The following is a 21,934-nucleotide window of genomic DNA, read 5'->3' as shown; positions in this document are numbered from 1 at the left end:
AGACTGCTTTCTGCTCATATTTGACGGGCTGACGTACTATCTAGCGTGTTCGCAATACCGCGGGTAGGGGATTAATGTCTGTACGTGACACGGCTGTCGCCACGCTCGGCCTGATGCAGCGCTTCACTCCGCGGCTCGCTATCGAGGCTGCCTATGTGCTCTGGCTATCGAGTGGCCTGCCTAAGCAGGTGCACCCTCGCGAACAGTCGGTTATCGACGGGGCAACCCGGTCGACGATCCGCGTTAACGGCAATCGCATCGCCGTTTACACCTGGGGAGACGGGCCCAACTCGGTGCTGTTAACTCATGGCTGGCATGGCCGCGCTGCTGAGTTTGGCGACATTGTTCACGAATTGCGTCGAGACGATCGCACCATTATTGCGTTCGATGCACCGGGGCATGGCCGGTCACGCGGGCGGCTGCCTGATGTGCGCGACTTTGCCGCCGCCATCGAGATGCTCGGTGAACAGTACGGCCCGTTCGAAGCAATGGTGGCGCATTCCTTCGGCAACCTCGCAGCGACTCTCGCCATCCGCAATGGCACTCAGACCGGCCGGCTGGTGTCGATCGGTGGGGTGGCAGAGCTACGGTACGTGGTCACGAGCGTCAGCGGGGTCATGCAGCTGAACCCCCGCACCCTCGATGGCTTGATTCAGCGAATCGAACGGCGTCGTTTTAGCACCGTGCCCGATTTTTGGAACAGTTTGTCGGCAACCGCGGCCCCGCTCGACGTACCGCTGTTGATCATCCACGACCGCGACGACACCTGGGTGCCGTACGGTCAGGCAGAACTGCTCGCTGCCGCGCATCCAGAGAACTCCCGCACCCTGCTCACCTCCGGGCTCAACCATCACCGGGTGATGCGCGACCAGCAGGTCCTGGATGCGATCAGCCGGTTTTTGGGCGAAGCTGACACGAGCGCCGCGTAAGTAGCGGTTGCGGCGGAGGGGCTGAATTCTTCGGCGCCCTGAGGCGCCCCAATGAAGTGTTCCGTCTCGTCAATGAGGCTCTTTAGCCGGTTATAGGCCAAGCCGAAACGCTTCATGAATCCGAGCATCACGGGCACACCGGCATCCGTTGCGATCGAGGCTAGCGGCCGGATATCTCCTTGATAGCATCCGCAAGATCAGGATGCTCGAACGTGAAGCCGGCCTCGGTAAGCGTGCCTGGCACAACCCAGCAACTTTTGAGGATGAGTTCGGGTTCGGTTCGCAGCACCATCATGGCGGGCTCGAGCATCCATCGCCAGGCTGGCAAACCGAACGGCATTCCGGCCGCGCGGCGGAGGATGCCCATGAGCGTGCGGTTGTCTGAGGGGTTGGGGCTCGCGACGTTTAAATGGGCGGGCCCCAAAAGGTGCTGAGTTTTAGAGCCTTCTACTCGAATAGATGCCACTCTTGCACAAACTCGGCAATGCTTTTCTGCTCAAGGTCTGTACGCACGGTGCGGAGCAGTTGTTCAGCCACTTCGGGCGGCCCCGCCTCAGTGCGAAGCACTTCGCCTCCTGTCTCACGCCGAGTCACTACGAGGTCGGCTACCGGGCCTGCTATCGCGGAATCTCCCGCGAGCAGCGCCCCAACAACGCCAGCGGCGAACCGTCCGGCACGGCGAAGACGACTAAGACGACGCTGTTCAAGGCGCGCCTCCAAATAATCACTAGCGCGGTCGTGTCGCGTCAACGGCTATTTCCTCGGCATCCGCGGGGAGAAGGTCAAGCGCCAACTTATCTGCGGCCCCCGGGATGTGCCCAATCGTATGCGCGGCAATTGCTCCGTTGTCTGTAAGAAGAAGACATATCCCGCTGTCACGACTCTGTCCACTGTGCCAAACAAGGTCATCTCGACGTTCCCATCCTCGCAGGTGTGGATTAGAGGACTTGGCGAACGCACCAAATCGAGCCACATCGTCGAGCGTTGACCACAAACCGCCCGCAGCGACGTACGCGCTGCCAGACAAGCCCCAAGGCTCTCGAGGTTTTCCCCATAAACCGCGCAAGAGTACGCGATCTGCATCCGCTGGTGAGACAGTCGCGGAACTCACTCCAGCAGGCTTGAGCACGAGGCGTTCACACGCTTCAAGCCAGCCTTCACCTGTAATCGCTTGGATAACTGCGCCCAGAACGGCGTAGCCTAGATTCGAATACTCACGAGCGGTTCCGCCCGATGATGAGTCTCTCGAGAGAACCGCAAACACAGTGGCATCCTCAACCCCAGAGTATGGGTCACCGAAAATTCCGCTGGGCATCCCCGGATGAACTCTGGGCAGACCCGAGGTGTGATCGAGGAGGTCAGCCACCGAATAACGTCCTCCAATATCGACATCAGGCAACAGTTCGGATACCCGCGTGGACTCCTGAACTCCTACTTCGCGGAGTGCAGCGAGTGTAGTGGCCGCAGTTACTGTTTTTGTGACGCTTGCCCACTCGACGAGCGCGCCGGCTCGATACTCCGCTCCCAAACGAGTCTCGATGCGACCGCCCGTGATGACGCTTGCCGAATTCCTATCCGACTTCACGACCCTACCTCCCCAGTGATTCCAAGGGCATCGACCTCGCGGCTCGAAGTCGGCCGAGATCGGACACCAACAACGTGCCTTAGCGCGCGGCCTACCATCGCCGTAATTTCTCGTCGACCCGCGCAGACATGACGGTCCACGAAAACAAGATCGCAGGCGATCATTATGAGCGCAAAGGCGGTGAGTCCCATGAACGTCGCAATACTGAGATGAAAAGCCGTCATAACTAGGACCGCTGGAAGCCGACCCTGAGGAAAGAGGACAAGAAAAGGGAAGGCTATGGACGAGAGGACGGTGGCGTAAGCTCCGAGCACGAGAAGGATGTCTGACGTAAAAAGCAACTCGGTCACCCCGGGGAAGTAGAAATCAGGCACGCGCAATATGTAATAAAGCGCCGTGCCGTCTTGCCACATTTGTCCCTGAACTTTGTACAAACCCGACATCAAATAAACGATGCAGATTTGCCCAGCAATGAGCAGTAGGCCGACATTGTTGAGGGCTGAGCCAAACATCCCCGGATGCCGCATAGGGGGTAGTTGCATAATCGGCAGCTTGAACCGTGAGTAACACCGCGTTAGCAGCAGCACGGGAATCACGATCATGAGTAGATTGTCCCCGCCATCCAGCAGCGCAACATTCTGCGTGTACGTCGACCAGAGAACGATGTAATGGCAGGCGAGGATGACACGACCTCCGACGCCAAGGAGGACCGCAATGCTCAGAAGGATGCCCAAGTGAAATACGATCTCGAAAAACACAACTGAGTCGCTAAGCACGTACAGATCGAAGGTCCCCAGGTCGTCGACCGTTTCGCGAACGGCCGCTGCTCCGTAAACACCATCAGGGCCGAAAAAAAGGCGCCGATCTTCGTAATCGACCAGATAATACGCGAGCCCGAGAAACCCGACGACTGCGCGGAGCAATGATAGCGACGTCTCTCCGTGCGGAGTCATCGTCATCCACCGGGACACTCGATCGATGATGTGTCTAGAGGTACCCATTACGCCAGTCACGGGCTAATCCAGCCAGAGTCTGTGAATGTGACATCGCCTTGGGAGCGAAGGTCGTGTCGCTGTGACCACCCGGGGAACGCGTGAAAGACGTAGCGGAGCTGAACCGCGCCGACAGCAGGCATGCCATTTGCAGCATCACAGGTACCCTCATCACTGATCGCAATCGCGTATCGGGCGAGCATCAGTTCTGCAGCATCTCGGCCCGATTCCTCCGCCACAATAATCTCGATAGCGGCAGGGGAGTTCAGGACAGTGTGATCAGTGGAATCACGAAGCGCCCGCAGCATGGGATCTTCCGCGAAGCGTTCAAGAATTCCATTACTAATGATGCGCGACTCTCTACTTGGAAAAAATCGATCCCTCTGCACTTCCTGAATGACACGGGTCGTCACGTCGACGTATTCGGTTACATCGCCACTTTCACAGCGATAGCGGGCGGCGATTCCACGTTCTTCACTGATCGGGTCAGGAGCAAAGAGACTCCAGTTCTGAATGAAATGGGGCTGCATAACCGACGCCACGACGCCTAGCGCCGGGAACGTCAATGGTGTCGTCGGGCCCGCCATAACCAGAGCTGATCCGAGGAATGCCGAGACGAACGTCAACCCAAGCGCGCTGAGTACCACCCTCATGAACGAGGAATAGCGTGACCAAATCATCTAATTCCTCGCGCAGATGCTGGAACCGCCGAAACAGCTACCCACACAGAGATCCACTTCTTAGCGGTCGAAGTATGCGTTTTGGATAGCGGCGGCGTCGGCGTTAGTGGGTGCCGACGCCAAGAACCCCAGCCCTTGCAGAAAAGATCCTTGGCGGGCAGCTTGGCTGACCGCTTGCGGTGCTTTTGCGGCCGTGAAGCCTCGGGCCAGTGCAGTCGCCACCGCAACAGGAACGTTCGGCTGTTTAATGTCGTCGGACTCGCTCCCGACCACGGCAGCGGACGCAACCACCGATACCGCTGCCGTATTGGCGTTCGCGATTGTCGGGGGACTCGTTGAGACAACAATTCCTGTCGCCACGATCGCGGTACTACCGACTAGTCCAATTAGTGCTTTCGTCACTGTACTCATCTTGCTCCCTCTCTGCGCCGACGCTGCGGAGCATCCGAGAGGGATACCCATGACCACAGATTCGGTCTCTACTTGGCCCGCATTATTACGGAATAACTCTACTTTTCTGAGTAATTCATAAATTATGTGCGCTTGTAGGCGAAATTACAAGAGTAAATGTCACTCCGGAGAATCAACGATCGCAAAGAGTGCCATCAGAGGTACAACACGAGCGCTAGGTATCGCTAGGCGGCCACGACCGGCTGGGACGACCCATCCAGCATCAGCCAGCAGCTTTACGTGGTGGTATATCTGACCAGTCGTACCGGTATCGTTCAGGCCAGCCATGTCAACGATGCGGTCGGTGCCTTCGAAAATTAGCTGCAGAATGCGAAGGCGAATGGGATGCGCCAGAGCTGAAAGGGCGCCAGCACGTTCGGGCCACGAGCGAGCGACAATGATGTCGATGGGCAGACCATATTGCCATTCAATTTGTCCCCCGCTGCTACTAGGCACAACGCCAGCGTAGATGACGGCTCCGCTGGCTGAAGCCTGCGCGCGAAGCTCTTCAATAGCCCAGAGCGAGGACTCCCGGCGAGTAGTCTCATTCGCGTCGCGAACCGCGATAGCTGACTCCAAGGCTGCCAAGCGGGCGCTGATCTCTTCCAGCGTTCGCATGAGTTCAGTCGACAGGTATTCCACATCCGCACCCTATCGCTATGCACGCAACAACGCTTGGTCGCGATGCCCCGCGGAAGGCTCTCAATTAGTGCTCCGCGCACCGCAAAAGCACCGGCGGCGATAACTGAAACGTGGCTAAGTTCGTTCAGCTTCATTTCCACCAATGGCTTGCCACACTGATCTTTCTGAGATTCCCTCCGAGCGGGTCAATCCTCTCGAAAATCCGGCACTAGTCTCAGCGCGCGTTCAGGTCTCCATGGGCTGTTGGAGCTAAATTTCAACGCTCGGTTATGTCCTTGATCGCATCCGCGAGGTCAGGATGCTCGAACGTGAAGCCCGCCTGGGTGAGCGTGCCTGGCACAACCCAGCGGCTTTTGAGGATGAGTTCGGGTTCGGTTCTCAGCACCCACATGGCTGGCTCGAGCATCCAACGCCAGGCAGGCAATCCGAAAGGCATACCGGCAGCGCGACGGAGGATGCTCATGAGGGTGCGGTTGTCTGAGGGGTTGGGGCTCGCGACGTTTATGGGCCCGGTGATCGTGTCGGTGTCGCGCACGAAGCGGATCGCGCGCACCACGTCGTCGAGGTGAACCCAGCTGAACTTTTGGCGCCCGCCCGTCTTGTGACCTTCGGCGCGACCGCCGCCGGTTGGCGTGGGGCCGATGCCACGGTAACGGCTGTGGCCGAACCACCAGCCGTCGATTTGGGGGCCGCCGAGACCGATGCGTGCAAGCCGCAGAAGGAGGTTTGTGGCCGGGCCATCACCCAGCACGATCGCCATGCGGAGAGCAACGCGGCGGGTCTGCGGCAGGTCGCTCTCGAAGAATTCGTTCTCCCAGTTGCGGGCAACATCCACCGAGAAACCTTTGCCGAGTTCGCCATTGTCGTCGCTGTTGGGGCGGTCGGTTGAGTGGCGGTAGATCGTGGCCGTTGAGGCGTTCATCCAGATGGCGGGCGGGGCGGATGCCGCGGCGATCGCCTCTCGCAGTGCCCGAGTCGTCTCCACTCGCGAGCGCAAAATCTCGTTACGGTTCTTGACGTTGTAGCGGCAGTTCACGGACTTGCCCGCGAGGTTGATGACGATTGCTGAGCCGTCAATGAGGAGGGCAATAGCGGCAGGATCGTCCCAGGTGACAGCGGCGCTACGACCGATAAACCGCACGTCGTAACCGTCTTCGCGGAAGGCGTTGGCGATTGCTGGCCCGACGAAACCGCTGGCTCCGGCGATCACTGCGATCGGCTGTGCTGCCGGTGCTTCTGTCGCTGATTGTGCCGCTACCGGTTCCACTGCCATGACGCCCCTATCAGACTGAAGTTTTCTCAGGCAAGTCTATCGAGCTTGCTTGCCAGGTTCCCCCTCACAGGCTGCCGACTCCCAGTCAGCGCGAACCAGGCTAAGGGCATCCTCCAGCGGAATAGAAGCCTCGCGCGCGCAACGGATAAACGCTGCCGCAGCGGTGCGCAGATCGTCACCCGCAACCGTCGTCTCTTCCACGCGAGCGCCGCGGCGATCGCTGCGGATGAGCCCGGCGGCCTCCAACTCGGTGAACGCGCGAGCGACGGTTCCCGGTGCGACACGCAGGTCGCCGGCAAGCTGGCGAATTGAAGGGAGCCTGGCTCCGGCATCCAATTCGCCCGCGCGGATGGCATGGGCAAGCTGACCGCGGATCTGCTCGAAGGCCGGGATCGCCAGCGACTGATCGACGGTGATCATGCCGCCGACTGCTCTGCAGGTGTACGACGTTGCCGGATCTTGTGACCGATCAAGGAAGTCGCGAGCACGATGCTGATAATGAGTTCGACGATCGCTCCGATTACCAGCACAGCGGTGAGGATGCCGGCGATGGTGTCCACTGTGAACGCCACAGCGCCCATAGAGTTTTGACCCGCTCGCACCGCGTGGTAAACCGAAACACGATTGCCCAGCATCGCGACGGCGTTGGCGAGAAGGGCAAAGAGTAGAGCGCTCGTGACGGAGGTGACGATGCGGGCAGAGACGCTGCGCACAGCAATGTCGAGCGCCAACTGCTCGCGCTCTGGCGGTGCGGCGCGGTGTGCGAACCTGCGAAGCAAGAAGAAGCTGACTGCGGTGACAACGACAATCGCAGCAGCGACGGCCGCAGCAAGCTGCGCGGTCGATTGATCATCTCCGAACGCGCCTTGGTCGAGGAGTGAGACGAGCACCACGGCGGTTTGCACGACGAGCGTGGCCACCGCGAGCGCCGCCATCGCGGCGATTGTGCGGGGTTGCGCAAAGCTCCACCAGCGGCGCGCTTCGAGGCTGGCGACGGTCACCGTGGATGGGGGTCGCACTTGTGGCCGAGCCTCCTCAGTTATGACGTGAAGCGGATTCGGCGCCTTGGCGAGCCGCACGAACACGATGATCATCGCGATCGCGAGCACCGCGAAAATAACCACTAAGCCGTTGTCTAACGTCATCGTTCCCCCTGTATCGGTGTATTGATACAGAGTGCCTGCTGTATCAATAACTTGATACACCCAAAACAGGGGCCTACGAAGGCTCGTGCCATTCGGCAGTGAATTCGAGAACCGACTTCTCGTCGAGATCGCGGCGCACTACGCGGAGCAACTGATCGGCCTCTTCCACCGAGTCAACAGGGGTGCGGATAATCTCTACACCGGTCGCGCGGCGCACCACGACGAGGTCGGCACCTGGCCCTCTCGGGCTGGTGTCACCCATCAGCACACTTCCGACGAGTTCGGCCGCGAACCGTGCCGCATGACGCACCGGATGACCTAGGCGCTTTTCGATGCGCACCTCAAGGTGATCGGCCGCGCGATCGTGCTCCGACATGCTGCGCTCCTTGCCTCGTCAATGAAACTCAATAATTGAGCCTAGATCATTTCACGTACGGCGCAGCCTCTGATGATCGAGCGCGGCGAGCAACGCGGCTACTCACCGCCATTGCAACTCGATGTCTTAGGACACGTAACCGGTCTGCCTACCGTCAAGCAGATTCCGGGTAAACCGCGAAATATCATCGTGGAGTCCCGGGTAGGCCTGTGCAACGGGCGCCTCTGCGCGAAGAAAGACGTCGACGCTGTCGAGTGTTGATGAGATGATCGCGCGAGCCGAACGCACTTTCCACGTCTCAGCTTCCGCGACGAGGTCGTCGATAGTGATGGCGCTATGCGCATACTTTCGGCTCACCGCCAACGCCATCTTGCCGTCACTGTCGAGGTGGGTTTGCGGCACCACATCGTAGGCCGGAGTGATTCTCGTGGTTCCGTCGTGCAGGTGGAGCATGCTGATGTTCTTGCCGTGCATATCGAGGTTTCCGACTGCTTGTGAGACCGTGAGAAGTCTCAGTAGTTGCTCAACAGACTCCCGATCGCCGTCGCGACCTAGAACATCCGATATTCGTTTGAGCGTTACTTTGCCGCCGAATTCTTGGTACTTCTCGTTCCTCGACGCGCCGAGCGCCTGGTTCATATCTTCTTGGTGGATGCGCCCCTGCGGCGCGTCCGGGGAGCGGTCGTAGCGCTCAATCACGAGACCTTGGATGCCGTCGAAGTTTTCGATCTTCGCCTCCAGCGACGTCAGGCCTGCGGCCTTCGCTGCACGATAGCCGTACTCCTCGTCGAACGTGATGGTGGGGTAGCGGGATGACGGTGGCTTCACGATGTGGGTGGAGGGATAGCCCTCCACCACTTGAAACCATTGGCCATCTTCGCGCGCGAGAACGATCTTGTCTTGCACGCCAGCCAGCGATGTTCGGCCCGATTGGGGTCGATTTCCGAGCGGCGCCGCTTGGGTATTGGTGAGCATCCGGCCAATTTCGGCGGAGCTAACCGCCGCACGGGCGGGCGTGCGGGGCTCCCCCGGAGCCTCCGGGTCGTAAATCTGTATCGCGCCGGCAACATCACGCCCGAATCTGGCAAGGAGTGGAATCACGTCATCGGCAGAGACCCTGATCTCCGCGGCCAAGTTCTCCAGAGCTCGCCCCTCAGGAAGTATCTCGGCGAAGAAATTGCGGCGGCGCCCTGCGCGGCTGCGGTTCGCGACGAGGTCGAGCGGCACCGACTCTGAAAGAATCGTGCTCCCCAGCCCCCACGCGGCGATGGCCTCTGGGGTCGCGATGAAGTCGAAAGTGCGGCGGTCACCGCCTACGAGATGTCCGACCAGTTCACCGTAGAGCTCGACGCGGAGGTCAGCCATTGCTGGCATCCCCCGTGTTCTCCGCTGATCCCGCCTGCGGCTCGTCGACTTCCAGATACATCCGGATGCCCGTCTCCCTCATGATCTCGAAAATGCGTTCGAGCACGATCTGTTTCTTTCCTGATTCCAAAGCCCAAATGTACTTCTGATCGGCGTCAAGTCGCTCGGCGAGTTCGCGCTGAGAGAGACCGCTGACGAATCGGCCCTGTTGCAGCATCCGGCCGAGCGCCTCCGCACTCTTCACTTCTCCTCGCGCTCCCATGACTAGCCCCCTTCGACGGTCTTATTGCCTTCAGCGTATCCGACGGTCTTATTGCCGTCAACACATCTGACGGCAATATTACCGTCAAGGAGTTCGACGGTAATATTGCCGTCGTTAATTCCGTCGGCGGCTCGTAGCATCCGGCGCTGCGGTCGCGTTGCTCTCCGCGCGCGCTCACCTCAATTAGGCTGATCTCAGCGGTCTGAGCGACCGAATGCTGGCAAGAGGATTCCGCCCATGACGACCACCCCTGAGTACGTTCCCACCGTCGTGTTGTCGAGGGCCTCGGCCGGCGGCGACCAGGAGAAGCCCGAGCTCACGGCGCTCATTCATGGGCTCGAAGCCTCCATGAAATCGGCCATCGAAGCTACTGGTGCCCGGGTCATTAGCGTCGACGGGTTCACCGCTGCTGACGTGGATGCTGCGCTCAGCCAGGCAGACGGCGTCGTGCTGCTCGGCGGTGGCGATGTTGACCCCGACGAGTATGGTGCAGCCGAGCGGCATCCGAAGCTCTACAACATCGATCGCACCACAGACCGCGTCGACATCGAACTTGTGAACCAGGCCACCGAACGTCGCCTGCCGCTGCTCGCGATCTGCCGCGGGATGCACATCGTGAACGTTGCGCGTGGGGGCACCCTCATCCAGCACCTCGAGCCGAGCACCGTCGTGCACAGCGGTAAGGGCGTCGATGCGATGGTCGACCACGACGTCACGCTCGCACCCACTTCGCAGCTTTCCGAGCTCTATGGCGACGGCACGATGACAATCCGCTCCGGCCATCACCAGGCGGTGGATGTCGTGGGCGCCGGTCTCACCGCCACCGGTCGCGCCGCCGACGGCGTGGTTGAAGCGGTGGAAAGCACCGACCCGAGCTCTCCCCTGATTGCCGTGCAGTGGCATCCCGAAGACGACAAGTCGAGCGAACGCGACCGCACGCTACTCTTCGGCTGGCTCACCGCGCAGGCGCGAGAGTTTCACGCGCGCCAGAATGCGCTGTCACTCTAAAAGCGGAAACCAGTGTCGGTCTGAGAGCTCTGAGCGGGTGCCAATATCTACCCACGTTCCGGGTATTACCGGACTACCATCCGCTGCCCATAGCGTGAAGTGAGCATGAGGGGTCGGCCACTCGTAGCCTTTCGCCGCGGTGGTAACAACGTTGCGAACGAACCCGATCGGCTTCGGTTCGGTCGGGGCACCGAGCACAAACTGCACGAGATGCTGCGCTGCTACTCGGCCGTCAGGATCGGATGGCGGCACCCGTTGGGTGGGCAGATCCAGTTTCTCTGAACCGTCTCGCGGCACACAGAAGACTGAGCTTCCTCGACGGAGAAGCAACCTCACCAAACTCGCCGGGCTAGGGGCGACACTCGAACGGATGACGTCTGCTCGCCCTCCTTGGGGCAGCCAGCCGGCGTCGAGAGTTGACCCAATCAACAGTTCCGCATCCTGACTCATGGTGACAAATTTAGCCTCGTGAGCTCGCGTCAGGGAGGAAATGAAAATTCGAAAGAACGCGCCGGCATGACAAGTGAGTTAATCACCAAGAAAAATGGAGCAGCCTTGCCATTGGATGACCGGGCTGCGACGCTGAACGGATGAGTAAACCGATTGCCGCGATTCTTGCGATCGGTGCTGCGCTCACCATAGTCCTCGCAGGGTGCGTGACCTCGACGGAGTTGCAATCAGACGGCTCAGTCGAAGATGCCGAGTTTCCCGAGTGGCTAGACGACGACGGCATGCTTCCGTCAATCGATCTCACTCTCCTCGGCGAGGAAGGTGAGATGACCGCCTACTCAAGCCGGGATGACGAAGACAACTGGTGCGTCATCGCTGTTCTTTCGCCAAGCCCGGAAGAACACGGCTACGGCTGGAGCGCGTCCCACGTGTGCGTACCGCCAGAGGCCTTTGCCACTGAAGGTGCAGCTGTCTCGGTTGGCGGTGGCGGCCGTAGCGGTGGCGCCCATCTTTTACCACCCGGCTATAGCGAGCCCCTCGAAGCAGGCTGGGTGCAGGTCAGCCCTCGACTTGCCGTCAAAAGATAACCGCCAACCACGCTCTAGAGACAATCGCGCCACGAGAGTAATCTCACCTCAAGGAGGCCTGTCCATGGCGAAAGAGAGTTTCAGCCCAGACGAACGTGCGGCGATGAAGGAGCGCGCTCGAGAAGCGAAACGTGAAGCATCCGCTGCCGAAGATTTGGAAGATGTGCTCAGCAAGATTGCCGAGATGCCTGACATCGATCGCACGCTGGCTGAACATGTTCACGCAACCGTGCTCGCCGCCGCCCCCAACCTCACGCCGAAAACCTGGTACGGGATGCCTGCCTACGCCAAGGACGGCACGATCGTGTGCTTCTTTCAGGCTGCCCTCAAATTTAAGTCGCGCTATGCGACCCTCGGGTTCAGCGACGAAGCCGCCCTCGATAATGGCCCGATGTGGCCTGCCGCCTACGCCCTAGTGGAATGGACGGATGACGTCGAAGCCCAAGTGAGCAAGCTAGTCACTCAAGCGGTCGGCTAACACTCTCGCTAGCCGACCACCGTTAGCGGGCGACTAGCGAGCGACTGCTAACGGAAGACTGCTAGCGCGCCATTGCCGCGCGAACGCCCTCGTTGACGATTTCGCCACCGGCGACGTTCAACCCGCGAGCGAGAGCCGGCGATGCAGCAGCAGCGGCATCCCAACCGAGGTTCGCGATCGCCACAACGTGCGGCAGCGTTGCGTTGCTCAGCGCGCGCGTCGAAGTGCGCGGCACGGCGCCGGGCATGTTGGCGACGCAGTAGTAGAGCGAGTTGTGCACGGCGAACGTGGGGTTGTCGTAGGTCGTGGCGTGGGAGCCTTCGAAGCATCCGCCCTGATCGATGGCGATGTCGACGAGCACTGAACCTGGTTTCATTGACGCAACCATCTCGTCGGTCACCAACTTGGGGGCTGCGGCGCCGGGGATCAGCACCGAACCGATGACGAGATCGGCTTCGAGAAGCTGCTCAGCAATTTCGTAGCGCGTCGAAACACGAGTCTGAATTTCACCGTTGAAACGCACTTCTAGCGCGCGAAGACGAGGCAGGGAAATGTCGATGATGGTGACGTCGGCGCCCAAGCCGAGAGCGTTGGCCGCAGCGTGCTCGCCAGCGACACCGCCGCCGATGACGACAACCTTTGCTTTCGGCGTTCCGGCAACTCCTCCGAGAAGTTGACCACCGCCACCCTCAGCCTTGAGCAGAGCGTGAGCACCAGCGACGATAGAAAGTCGACCGGCGACCTCACTCATCGGTGCGAGAAGAGGAAGCGAACGGTCATCGCCCTGAACAGTTTCGTAAGCGATCGCGGTGGTTCCAGAAGCAACGAGAGCTTCGGTCAGCGCGCGGTCTGCGGCGAGGTGCAGGTAGGTGAAAAGAAGGAGATCTTTGCGAAAGTAGCCGTACTCCGAAGCAATCGGCTCTTTTACTTTCACGACGAGGTCGGCGGATGCCCATACCTCTTCAGCCGCAACGACGATGTGTGCGCCCGCTGCAGCGTATTCCTCATCGGAGAAGCCGCTACCGATACCGGCCCCGGCCTGCAGCGTGACGGTATGCCCGCCTGCCACCAAGGTGTCGACACCCGCAGGAGTGATCGCGACACGATTCTCATTGTTCTTGATTTCAGCAGGCACAGAAATTTGCATCGACTTACCTTTCGCAGTAGTGGCCTTAGCCTGTCAGAAATTCTGACTTTTCGAGAAAAGTCAGAATATTAATCGGCAACTCGACCCCTAAACCTCGAAAGCATGCGAAAATTGCGCTAAATACTCATCCTGACCGAAGGATCTTCGCATGCTTGACGACCTTGACCCGATCGACACGAAGATCCTCGGCCTTCTCTCGCGCGATGCTCGCACGAGTAATGCGGCTATCGCAAGCGCGGTCGGCATTGCGGCATCCACTGCTCACACCCGCATCAAGTCGCTCTTCGACCGCGGCCTCATCACCGGTTTTCACGCAGCCCTCAATCAGGCGAAGCTCGGCCGGGGCCTGCAAGCCATCATCGGAGTATCGCTGCGACCGGGAGCCCGCCAGGAGAACATTCAAGCTTTCACTGACGAAGTTCGCCGGCTGCCCGACGTGATCCAGTTGTTCTTCGTGGGCGGCAACGATGACTTCCTGGTCCACATCGCGGTAGAAAACTCCTCACAGGTGCGACTCTTCGTCGTCGACCACCTGTCAGCTCGACACAGCGTCGCCTCCACCAACACGAGCATGATCTTTGAGTACCACCGCAACGCGGTAGCCACAGACTTCTCCTAGAAGTGATTGTAGCGCGGCACGGTGAGGGGCCAGTCAGCGGATGCGCCCGGTTCTGTTGGTTCAGCCACGATCAAGACCCTTCCCCAGCGTCCAGTGCTCGGCCTGAGCGGAGCGCGAGTGGCACGATCATAGTGCTGACAGCGACTCTGGGAATCCTTCGAACGCGACCTGAGGGATCCCTGAAAACCCAGTTTCTTTCGATGGTTTTCTTCCTAAAGTAGGCGCACAGCTTTTCCAACTCGATCGGAGGATTTGACATGGGAACAGTAACAAAAGAAATCGACGTAGACGTTCCCGTTAGCGTCGCCTACAACCAGTGGACACAGTTCGAGCAGTTCCCCGCCTTCATGTCCGGCGTGAACTCAATCGCTCAAATCGATGACCGCACGATGCACTGGAAAGTGTCCGTCGGCGGCGTCGACCGTGAGTTCGATGCAGAAATCGTTGAACAACACCCTGACGAACGAATCGCCTGGACCAGCACGGGCGAGAAGATGCACGCGGGTGTCGTCACCTTCCATCGCCTAAGCGAAGGCAGCACTCGAGTCACGCTCCAAATGGACTGGAAGCCAGAAGGATTCGTCGAGAAAGCTGGCGAGATTCTGCAAATTGACGACCTTCAGATCGCCAAGGACCTCTCAGAATTCAAGCGACTCATCGAGTCGAACGGTTTTGAATCTGGCCAATGGCGCGGAGAAGTACCGCGGTCCGAGGACGGCTTGGGCCGCTAGCGAGACTGAGAGCAACTTCTAGTCGTTTGGCCAGGCCGCGAGCGCCGGCGCGAGAAAGCGATATATCGAGCGGAGGTCGCCCATTCCGGGGACCTAGAGAACAAGGGGGCCGGTGCCGGGTGAGCGTGCGCTGACGCACTCTACGGCAGCGGCTCCCCTTGCTAGAGCCCGATTACCCCTCGGTGAGAACCGTCCACGATTCGCCACCGTCGAACGTCTCCACAAGCCCGCGGTCATCAATCAGCGCAATGCGCTCGCCGTCTGCGCCGGTCGTCAGCGCATACGCCGTTCCCTCGACGGAGCCACGATCAGACCAAGGCCCACCCTCAGCCGAGCGAACCCAGACGACGCCCTCAACATCTACGCCGACGAGCGCACCGGCAACATCAGACGGTGCTGCGAGCAGGTAGAGAAGCGGCGTATCCGCGAGCGAGCTAAAGGACTGACCCGCATCAGCGCTGACCAACATTCCGTCGGGAGTCGTCGCATACAGCCGGTCGGGTACGTTCGGGTCAGGCACCACCGCATACGCCTGGATGCTCGCACCCTCGCTCCAAGTGACGCCGCCGTCAGCACTCGCCAGCAGTGGCGCCCCGTCAGACGACAGCCCGTACAGCCGGGTCGGGTCGTTCTGGTTCACCGAAAGCGCATGAAAGTCGGTCTCGCCAGCGAGGGAAACACTCGTCCACGACTCCCCCGCATCCGCACTAGAAAGAAGCCCCAAGTTCGGGCCCTCGAAGGTTGTTGATCCTGGGCTCGGATGCCCGGACACAAAATATTGGTCGCCCGCCGACGCGAACCCCATGGCATCGAAAGGCTCTCCCCCTAGAGGGCCACTCAACTCACCGGCAGCATCCACTCGATAGATCCCTGAATGGCTCGCCACTAAGACGTTCTCATCTGAGTCAATTCCTAAGCCGTGCACGTGCTCGAAGACGCTGAGCGCTGACGGCGCAGTCTCCGTACTTTCGAGAGTGGTCGTCGGGGCGCATCCCGCCAACCCCACGGCGGTGACGACGGCGCCGGCGGTAAGCGCGACGACATTCTTCTTCATTCTGTTCTTCACTGGGTTCCTTCACTATTTCGTCCACACATCGGCAGCATCACAATGGATGCCGTAAAGATCTCGGCGAAGCCGACATCTGCCCGATCAGGTGCGACTAATAGAAAGTGCGTAAAGAGAGGGTGTTTTGGCGTGCCCAAGAGTGCCAGCATGCGCTGACGTTGCTGGCGCAATCGGCGCGAAGCCTGCGCACTCTGCGCGTAGCGACGCGACAGCGACCAGACCGGCAGGGGCCGCAACGGGCGCGCACTCCGCCATCGACATCGACGAGCCGGAATCGCCAGGGCACGGGCACAGCTCAATGCTCGGGGTACCGGAGCCGTGCGGGATGACGTCAGTATGAATTGCTGAGTGCGCGGTGGCGGCAGAAGTGGTGCTGGCGTCAGCGGCCACCGAGTGCATCATCACTAGCGCCACAACTGTTAGCAGCGCAGCAATGAGCAGGAGGGCAGCATGCAGGGTTCGAACAATGTTCGTCGCTTGCCCGGCCACACCCACCACCCCCTGCGGTTTATCCATGTCGATCGTAATCGACGACGCCGGCTCAGTGCTGAGCGGTGGCCCCTAACGCGGCAGGGCAGCCTCGCTTATCGGCCACTCGCACTGCGCAGGTGGTACGTCAGCGCCATCCGCACACACTCGCGCAGTTCGTCGACCGGGATGCTGTCGCCGACGGTGAACAACACCGCGCGATCACCCTCATACGCGAAGGTGTCGCCAAACTGGGCTCGAAATCGCTAACCAAGTTGGTGCTGCAAATAAAGAACATCGCGTAGTCGTGCGCAGATTTCGCGTTCGTCGGTGCGATTCGAATCGTGCTGCCGCTACGAGTCTCCTTCGTGAGGTACGCCGGCTCTCCCCACTTGAGCGTCTCAGTGATCGCGCCGACGCCATCCGTCTCGGATGCCGTGGCGAGAATAAGGTCGCGGAGCACCAAGAGCTCGCCACGGATCAGCTCCGGATAGTCGTTGAAAGTCGCCGCCACCTCGGGTGGCATCGCTGCGCTACTGGAGGCTGCGCTCGCCGCACTACCCCGGGCCGCACTTGTGCTTGTGCTTGTGCTTGTGCTTGTGCTTGTGCTTGTGCTCGTGCTCGCCGACTCGCTCATGATTCGACGCTACCGGGCTTCTTGGCGGCGCACCATCTCCGCAATCCATAGCGGCGCGTAAGGCGAAGTGCAGCCTGGCGGCGTCGGGTAGTCCTTCAATACTCCAAGCCGTTCGCCAATCTCTAGCGCCCGCGCGCGAAGCTCAGCGTGCTCGATTCCGATATAGGCAAGGGTGTTGTTCATCTCCCATTGCAGACGATCCGGGGCATCCTTCATCTCGGCATCTACAACGTCGAGCAAGCCAGGGAGGTCGAGATCGTCGGCGTTTTTGCGCGCTCGCTCGGCGGTCAGCGCCCAACCGGCACTGCGCACGCCAGCATCCGCGTCGGCCGACCACTCCACGCGCAATTCTTCGAAGTGCGGGCTTTTCTTGACGACATAGTTGATCAGCCAGTCGCGCACCTTTGATGCTCGTGCTTGGCGCACCATGGCGTCTAACTCGTCGGCAGTGAACTCTTCGGGCCGACAGATGAGTAGCGCAACGAGTTGGGCGGGGGTGTCATCGGTTTTCCACAATTCAACGGCGAGTGGATGCTGCGTCTTGAGCCGTTTCGCGATCGCTCGCAGCTTGCTGAGATTTACGCCGTGGTCGTCGCCGTGGCGTTCGTTGATGGCCCGGACTTTGGGGTCTTCGAGCGTCGCCAACTCGGCCATCACCTCAACTGCTGCAGTGTTATTCACGCGTTCGACGCTACTCTCCCTTTTTCTCGTGCGCGAGAACTTGGTTGGTGCAGCGGGTGACCCAAAAATCCATCTCATTATTTAGTTGCTTAAGGTAAGTAATATAGTTACTCTCGCTAAGTACTTAAGGAGATGAGCCATGATTGACGAGACGGATGCCGCAGGCCTGCTCACGGGAATGGTCACGATCAGCCGCACCTTTCGCAAGGCTGGCCAACGCAGTCGCGAACGCAGTCTCGCCGGCACGAAGTACGGATTTTTGCGGTGCCTGATCGACTCCGACGCTCGGCTCGGTGAACTCGCCAACCAACTCGTGGTGTCGGCGCCCGTTGCCTCCCGCGCTGTGGAAGCCCTCGAGGCCGAAGAGCTCGTCGAACGCCGCCCCGACCCGAGCGATGCGCGTGCCATCCTCATCTCCATCACCGACCACGGGCGCGCGGCAGTGGCCGAAGGCAACAGCCACATCATCCGCAAGTTTGCTACCGCCCTTGACGACTGGTCTCCCGAAGAAGCTGAGCGCGCCATCCGCCTGCTCAGCGTGCTCAACGAACGACTGGCTGACGTACTTCAACCCTCCGAAACTTCGGCCGACGCTGAAACTAGCGCTACGCCCGACACCACCCCAATCAACTGACACCTTCACCACTAAAGACGAAAAAGAGAACAACGAATGACAGCAACTGCGCGCACCACAACGCAATCGCCCGACGCCTCCGGCGCGCCAGCAACGTATACCCACCGCGAAATCTTGCAAGTGATGACCGGCCTCCTTGCCGCCCTCTTCACCGCCATGATCTCCACCACGATCGTGTCAACCGCGTTGCCGACGATCATCGCCGAGCTTGACGGAACTCAGCGCCAGTACACCTGGGTGATCACCGCCAGCCTGCTGACCATGACCATCACGACCCCGATCTGGGGCAAGCTCTCTGACCTCTACAACAAGAAGATGCTGACCCAGCTGTCCATCGTCTTCTTCCTCGTCGGCTCCATCGCCGCCGGATTCGCTGGCTCCATCGGCGTTCTGATGATCGCTCGCGCGCTCCAAGGAATCGCCATGGGTGGCCTCACTGCCCTCGTGCAGTCGATCATGGGATCGATCATTGCCCCGCGTGAGCGTGGGCGCTACGCCGGCTACATGGGTGCGGTCATGGCAGTCGCCACCGTCTCCGGACCGCTGCTCGGTGGCATCATCACCGACTCGCTCGGATGGCGCTGGTGCTTCTTCGTCAGCCTGCCGCTGGCGATCATCGCGCTCATTGTGCTGCAGCTGAAGCTTCACCTGCCCACCAACCCGCACGCCAAAACGCGCCTCGACTACCTTGGAGCAGTACTCGTCTCCATTACGGCAGCGCTTCCGATGCTCTGGGTTACCTTTGCAGGTAGCGACTACGACTGGATCTCGTGGCAGTCAGGCGTCTTCCTCGCCGCCTTCCTCATCGTCGGCTTCTTCGCTGTCGTCGTCGAGCTGCGCGCTCCCGCCCCGATGATTCCGTTGCGTCTCTTAGGCAACTCGACAACAATCTGGATGATCATCGCCAGCGTCGGCATCGGTGTCGGCATGTTTGGCTCCGGGGTGTTCCTCACCCAGTACTTCCAGCTCGGTACCGGCGCGACCCCCACCCAAGCGGGACTGATGACCATTCCGATGATCATCGCCCAACTGCTGTCGGCCACCATCGGCGGGCTCATCGTCAGCCGCATCGGTCGCTGGAAGCCCGTCATGCTTGTCGGCAGCATCCTGATGCTCGCCGGCCTTACCGGCCTCGGCACCATCACCCACGACACCCCGTACTGGGCTGTCGCGATCTACATGGCCCTCATGGGCGTCGGTATCGGTGCACTCGTGCAGAACGTTGTGCTCGCCGTGCAGAACACCGTAGACGTGAAGGATGTCGGATCAGCTTCGGCTGCAATCGCGTTCTTCCGCTCGCTCGGTGGCGCTGTTGGTGTGACCATCCTGGGCGCTGTGCTCACGAACCACGTGACCAGCAACATCAAGGATGACCTTGCCGAGATCGGCGTTGACCCCAGCGCGCTCTCGAATGGTTCAGGAGAAACCAGCCTCAACATCACCGACCTGCCCGACGTCATCCAGACGGCATTCCACCACGCCTACGCGGATGCGTTCGGTTCCATCTTCATGATCGCCGCGTTGGTTACCGCTACCGCAGTGATCGCCATCGCGGTAGCCCGCGGTTCAGTGCTCCGCACCACAATCGGCATGGCTCCCACCGCTGGAGCGACCGATGCTGAGGCCGAGGCTGACGCAGGGGCTGAGGCAAGCACTGGGACTGCCGCTAAGGCCGATAGCGAGTCAACCGTAGAGGCAGTCGACACCTCTTCTGAACACCCGAATCGCCCCAGCACGGATTAAATCGCGCTGACGGTGATGCTCAGAGCAGCCCGACAAGCATTTTGCCCTCATGGCAAATGCGAGTCGGGCTGCTCTAGTTAACTCTTGCGGGCGCTGCGGGTCTCGTGATCGCTGCGGGTGTCAGGCCAGCTCGCGAATGGCCGCCACGAACGCATCGATGTCAGCGGCCTGGTGCGCGAACGACACCACGATGCGCACGACACCTGCCTCCCAACGGTTGGCATAAAAACCGAAGCCGCGATCGTGCAGCGCTTCTGTCAATTCGTCGGAGAAGATGGCGAAGAGGATGTTGCTGCCGGGCTCGCTGGTAACAGTGACGCCCGCGACATCCGCGATTCCTGCCCGCAGGCGTGCCGCCATGGCGTTTGCTTGGCGAGCGTTGTCGAACCAGAGGCCATCGGTCAGGTAGGCGTCGAGTTGGGCTGCCTGAAAGCGCATCTTGGAGGTGAGTTGGCCACCGCGCTTGTGCCGGAATGATAGCTCCGTCGCCAAGGTGGGGTCGAAGCTGACAATGGCATCCGCGGTAAGGGCGCCGTTTTTGGTGGCCCCAAACGAGAGCATGTCGACGCCAAGCTTCCACGTCATTTCGGCCGGCGATACGTCGAGAGCGACGAGAGCATTGGCGAAACGGGCACCATCCATGTGGATGCGCAGACCGGCTTCGCGGGCGATGGTAGTCAGGGTGCGCAGTTCGTCGATCGTGTAAACGCTGCCTGTCTCGGTGACTTGCGTGATGCTGAGCACGGATGCTTGCACGCTGTGCACGTCGCCCACCCCAACCTTTACGGCGGCGCGCAATTCGTCGGGATCAATTTTGGAGTGCTCTCCGCCGAGCAACACAATCTTCGACCCGTCGGTGAAGAACTCGGGGGCCCCGGCTTCGTCGTTCTGAATGTGGCTATCGGCGTGCGCGAGAATGCTTCCCCACGGCCGGGTCAGAGCGGCAAGTCCGATGCCGTTCGCGGCTGAACCGGTGCCGACCGCAAAGACGTCAAGCTCACATTCGAAGGCTTCTGCCATCTTGCTGCGCATTTGGGCGGTGAACGGATCATTGCCATAGGGGGCAGCAGGGCCTGCGGATGCCGCAACGACGGCATCCAAAATCTGCGGTGAAGCGCCTGCAGCATTGTCACTCAGATAGCCGCGCAGGATGGAGTCGGTCGAGGTCATGGAAGCTTTCTGTAACGAAATATGTGGGATGCCAATCGCTGCACCGTCGGGCTTTGAGCCACGGGGTGCTACTGACGGTTTTGCCACCGCAGAAAGCGCAACCATCAAGTGTTCGGCGACGATCAGCACTGCTCCGAGCCACTCACTTCGATAATAACTTGTGGTGGCTGTGCGGGATAGACACCGGACGTCGCCTGCGGGGTATCGCAGTTTTCTTGCGCAGAACGCAAGCGGATGCCGCCCGACAGGTCATTGCTTGCGTATCGCACTGTGAGCAGAAGAGCGACCACACCCAGAGGGGCGACGATTGCAGCAAATAATCATATTGCTCGGATGAGGGGTCGACAGACCGCCGACGGAGGGGTTGAATTGTTCGTGCAGCGAGAACACACAGCAGTGCGCTGCATGACCACAGTGTCCGAGGTCTTCAATAGTGTGAACTCGAAGGAGTAGAAAACTATGACGATTACCGCGCCCCGACCGACCGAAGGTCCCGCTGATAGAGCACGCCCCCTAGTGGCGTGGACCAGCATTCAAGCTGGCCTTTGGATTGCCAATTCAAGCGGTGAATTTGCTGGAATGATCGAAAGAGATTCCAGCGGGCAGTTCAGCATCACCGACGATCAGGCCCATTCGCTCGGCGTCTGCGCCTCGCTCGCTGACGCGAAGGCTCGCCATCAGCGACTGTTTCACCCGACCTCGACCGGGCCGCAACCCACGATCTAGCGCCAAACCCTTGAGGGGTGCCGCTGCACTCGCCCGGCACAGGCATGGCAATTAGAATCGCCCCATGAGCCGAAACACGATCGCACACTG

General features: G+C 60.3%; 29 protein-coding genes. 9 read left to right on the top strand and 20 right to left on the bottom strand.

Going from position 1 to position 21,934, the window contains the following annotated elements; translation table 11 throughout:
- The first annotated feature begins 74 nt into the window (after positions 1-74).
- Complete coding sequence (locus ON14_RS12310; RefSeq protein WP_010205529.1) at positions 75-929, top strand: alpha/beta fold hydrolase; 855 nt, start codon at positions 75-77, stop codon at positions 927-929.
- 160 nt (positions 930-1,089) lie between these two features.
- Here the strand turns inward: ON14_RS12310 and ON14_RS12305 are convergent, their stop codons facing one another.
- The 13 genes from ON14_RS12305 to ON14_RS12245 form a co-directional block, all read right to left on the bottom strand.
- Entirely contained in the window at positions 1,090-1,395 is a 306-nt protein-coding gene (locus tag ON14_RS12305; protein WP_337459758.1) for a DUF1731 domain-containing protein, read from the bottom strand.
- The gene (locus ON14_RS12300; protein ID WP_010205525.1) at positions 1,377-1,679 is read right to left on the bottom strand and encodes a hypothetical protein; all 303 of its coding nucleotides are present in this window, start codon (positions 1,677-1,679) and stop codon (positions 1,377-1,379) included. The genes ON14_RS12305 and ON14_RS12300 overlap by 19 nt, the downstream gene beginning before the upstream one ends.
- Positions 1,657-2,514, bottom strand: coding sequence for a serine hydrolase domain-containing protein (locus tag ON14_RS12295; RefSeq protein WP_010205524.1), 858 nt, complete (start codon positions 2,512-2,514; stop codon positions 1,657-1,659). Before ON14_RS12295 ends, ON14_RS12300 begins: the two co-directional genes overlap by 23 nt.
- Positions 2,511-3,515 (bottom strand): HTTM domain-containing protein, encoded by a 1,005-nt coding sequence (locus tag ON14_RS12290; RefSeq protein ID WP_141630053.1) that lies wholly within the window; start codon positions 3,513-3,515, stop codon positions 2,511-2,513. The genes ON14_RS12295 and ON14_RS12290 overlap by 4 nt, the downstream gene beginning before the upstream one ends.
- An 8-nt stretch (positions 3,516-3,523) precedes the next feature.
- Entirely contained in the window at positions 3,524-4,186 is a 663-nt protein-coding gene (locus ON14_RS12285) for a DUF5819 family protein (protein WP_010205521.1), read from the bottom strand.
- Positions 4,187-4,246: 60 nt separating this feature from the next.
- Complete coding sequence (locus tag ON14_RS12280; protein WP_026037721.1) at positions 4,247-4,597, bottom strand: hypothetical protein; 351 nt, start codon at positions 4,595-4,597, stop codon at positions 4,247-4,249.
- Between the two features lie 159 nt (positions 4,598-4,756).
- Positions 4,757-5,254: an ArsR/SmtB family transcription factor gene (locus ON14_RS12275; protein WP_026037720.1), complete on the bottom strand. Its 498-nt coding sequence runs from the start codon at positions 5,252-5,254 to the stop codon at positions 4,757-4,759.
- A gap of 280 nt (positions 5,255-5,534) precedes the next feature.
- Positions 5,535-6,551: an epimerase gene (locus ON14_RS12270; RefSeq protein WP_010205518.1), complete on the bottom strand. Its 1,017-nt coding sequence runs from the start codon at positions 6,549-6,551 to the stop codon at positions 5,535-5,537.
- A 36-nt stretch (positions 6,552-6,587) separates the two neighbouring features.
- Complete coding sequence (locus tag ON14_RS12265) at positions 6,588-6,971, bottom strand: GntR family transcriptional regulator (RefSeq protein WP_010205517.1); 384 nt, start codon at positions 6,969-6,971, stop codon at positions 6,588-6,590.
- Entirely contained in the window at positions 6,968-7,696 is a 729-nt protein-coding gene (locus ON14_RS12260) for a hypothetical protein (RefSeq protein WP_010205516.1), read from the bottom strand. The genes ON14_RS12265 and ON14_RS12260 overlap by 4 nt, the downstream gene beginning before the upstream one ends.
- A gap of 73 nt (positions 7,697-7,769) precedes the next feature.
- On the bottom strand, positions 7,770-8,072 hold the full coding sequence (locus ON14_RS12255) for a hypothetical protein (RefSeq protein WP_010205515.1): 303 nt from the start codon (positions 8,070-8,072) through the stop codon (positions 7,770-7,772).
- Between the two features lie 126 nt (positions 8,073-8,198).
- Complete coding sequence (locus tag ON14_RS12250; RefSeq protein ID WP_010205514.1) at positions 8,199-9,437, bottom strand: type II toxin-antitoxin system HipA family toxin; 1,239 nt, start codon at positions 9,435-9,437, stop codon at positions 8,199-8,201.
- Positions 9,430-9,699, bottom strand: a complete 270-nt coding sequence (locus tag ON14_RS12245) for a helix-turn-helix domain-containing protein (RefSeq protein ID WP_010205512.1) — start codon at positions 9,697-9,699, stop codon at positions 9,430-9,432. The genes ON14_RS12250 and ON14_RS12245 overlap by 8 nt, the downstream gene beginning before the upstream one ends.
- Positions 9,700-9,936: 237 nt before the next feature.
- Here ON14_RS12245 and ON14_RS12240 point away from each other — a divergent pair, with 237 nt between their 5' ends.
- Positions 9,937-10,707, top strand: a complete 771-nt coding sequence (locus ON14_RS12240) for a gamma-glutamyl-gamma-aminobutyrate hydrolase family protein (protein WP_010205511.1) — start codon at positions 9,937-9,939, stop codon at positions 10,705-10,707.
- Here the strand turns inward: ON14_RS12240 and ON14_RS12235 are convergent.
- Positions 10,699-11,157, bottom strand: coding sequence for a hypothetical protein (locus ON14_RS12235; RefSeq protein WP_026037718.1), 459 nt, complete (start codon positions 11,155-11,157; stop codon positions 10,699-10,701). The two genes, ON14_RS12240 and ON14_RS12235, sit on opposite strands and share 9 nt — an antisense overlap.
- Positions 11,158-11,297: 140 nt before the next feature.
- Between ON14_RS12235 and ON14_RS12230 the strand changes: the two genes are divergently transcribed.
- Together ON14_RS12230 and ON14_RS12225 are read left to right on the top strand one after the other, a co-directional pair.
- On the top strand, positions 11,298-11,744 hold the full coding sequence (locus ON14_RS12230; protein ID WP_010205509.1) for a hypothetical protein: 447 nt from the start codon (positions 11,298-11,300) through the stop codon (positions 11,742-11,744).
- 64 nt (positions 11,745-11,808) lie between these two features.
- Positions 11,809-12,222 (top strand): iron chaperone, encoded by a 414-nt coding sequence (locus ON14_RS12225; protein WP_010205508.1) that lies wholly within the window; start codon positions 11,809-11,811, stop codon positions 12,220-12,222.
- Between the two features lie 61 nt (positions 12,223-12,283).
- Here the strand turns inward: ON14_RS12225 and ald are convergent, their stop codons facing one another.
- Positions 12,284-13,369: an alanine dehydrogenase gene (gene ald / locus ON14_RS12220; protein ID WP_010205506.1), complete on the bottom strand. Its 1,086-nt coding sequence runs from the start codon at positions 13,367-13,369 to the stop codon at positions 12,284-12,286.
- 148 nt (positions 13,370-13,517) lie between these two features.
- Between ald and ON14_RS12215 the strand changes: the two genes are divergently transcribed.
- The gene (locus ON14_RS12215; RefSeq protein ID WP_010205505.1) at positions 13,518-13,988 is read left to right on the top strand and encodes an Lrp/AsnC family transcriptional regulator; all 471 of its coding nucleotides are present in this window, start codon (positions 13,518-13,520) and stop codon (positions 13,986-13,988) included.
- Positions 13,989-14,245: 257 nt separating this feature from the next.
- Positions 14,246-14,719 (top strand): SRPBCC family protein, encoded by a 474-nt coding sequence (locus tag ON14_RS12210; protein WP_010205503.1) that lies wholly within the window; start codon positions 14,246-14,248, stop codon positions 14,717-14,719.
- A 172-nt stretch (positions 14,720-14,891) separates the two neighbouring features.
- Here ON14_RS12210 and ON14_RS12205 read toward each other — a convergent pair whose 3' ends face one another.
- The 4 genes from ON14_RS12205 to ON14_RS12190 all read right to left on the bottom strand — a co-directional run bounded on the left by ON14_RS12205 (position 14,892) and on the right by ON14_RS12190 (position 17,544).
- On the bottom strand, positions 14,892-15,773 hold the full coding sequence (locus tag ON14_RS12205) for a F510_1955 family glycosylhydrolase (protein WP_010205502.1): 882 nt from the start codon (positions 15,771-15,773) through the stop codon (positions 14,892-14,894).
- Positions 15,774-15,869: 96 nt separating this feature from the next.
- Positions 15,870-16,301 carry a hypothetical protein gene (locus ON14_RS12200; protein WP_010205501.1) on the bottom strand — a complete coding sequence of 144 codons (432 nt, stop codon included), beginning with the start codon at positions 16,299-16,301 and terminating at the stop codon, positions 15,870-15,872.
- 100 nt (positions 16,302-16,401) lie between these two features.
- Positions 16,402-16,779, bottom strand: coding sequence for a hypothetical protein (locus tag ON14_RS12195; RefSeq protein ID WP_010205499.1), 378 nt, complete (start codon positions 16,777-16,779; stop codon positions 16,402-16,404).
- Positions 16,780-16,899: 120 nt separating this feature from the next.
- Positions 16,900-17,544 carry a DNA alkylation repair protein gene (locus ON14_RS12190; protein ID WP_050993068.1) on the bottom strand — a complete coding sequence of 215 codons (645 nt, stop codon included), beginning with the start codon at positions 17,542-17,544 and terminating at the stop codon, positions 16,900-16,902.
- 166 nt (positions 17,545-17,710) lie between these two features.
- Here ON14_RS12190 and ON14_RS15260 point away from each other — a divergent pair, with 166 nt between their 5' ends.
- Positions 17,711-18,205, top strand: a complete 495-nt coding sequence (locus tag ON14_RS15260; protein ID WP_010205497.1) for a MarR family winged helix-turn-helix transcriptional regulator — start codon at positions 17,711-17,713, stop codon at positions 18,203-18,205.
- 36 nt (positions 18,206-18,241) lie between these two features.
- Complete coding sequence (locus ON14_RS12180) at positions 18,242-19,948, top strand: MDR family MFS transporter (RefSeq protein WP_010205496.1); 1,707 nt, start codon at positions 18,242-18,244, stop codon at positions 19,946-19,948.
- Between the two features lie 120 nt (positions 19,949-20,068).
- On the opposite strand, the gene ON14_RS12175 is transcribed toward ON14_RS12180, so the two are convergent.
- Positions 20,069-21,118: a threonine aldolase family protein gene (locus ON14_RS12175; protein WP_026037716.1), complete on the bottom strand. Its 1,050-nt coding sequence runs from the start codon at positions 21,116-21,118 to the stop codon at positions 20,069-20,071.
- A gap of 459 nt (positions 21,119-21,577) precedes the next feature.
- On the opposite strand from ON14_RS12175, the gene ON14_RS12170 reads away from it, so the two are divergent.
- Positions 21,578-21,844 carry a hypothetical protein gene (locus tag ON14_RS12170; RefSeq protein ID WP_010205494.1) on the top strand — a complete coding sequence of 89 codons (267 nt, stop codon included), beginning with the start codon at positions 21,578-21,580 and terminating at the stop codon, positions 21,842-21,844.
- The last annotated feature ends 90 nt before the right edge of the window (positions 21,845-21,934 follow it).

This window comes from Salinibacterium sp. PAMC 21357, assembly GCF_000247645.1.
Classification (GTDB): Bacteria; Actinomycetota; Actinomycetes; order Actinomycetales; family Microbacteriaceae; genus Rhodoglobus.
This window is presented reverse-complemented; position numbering and strand designations above follow the sequence as displayed.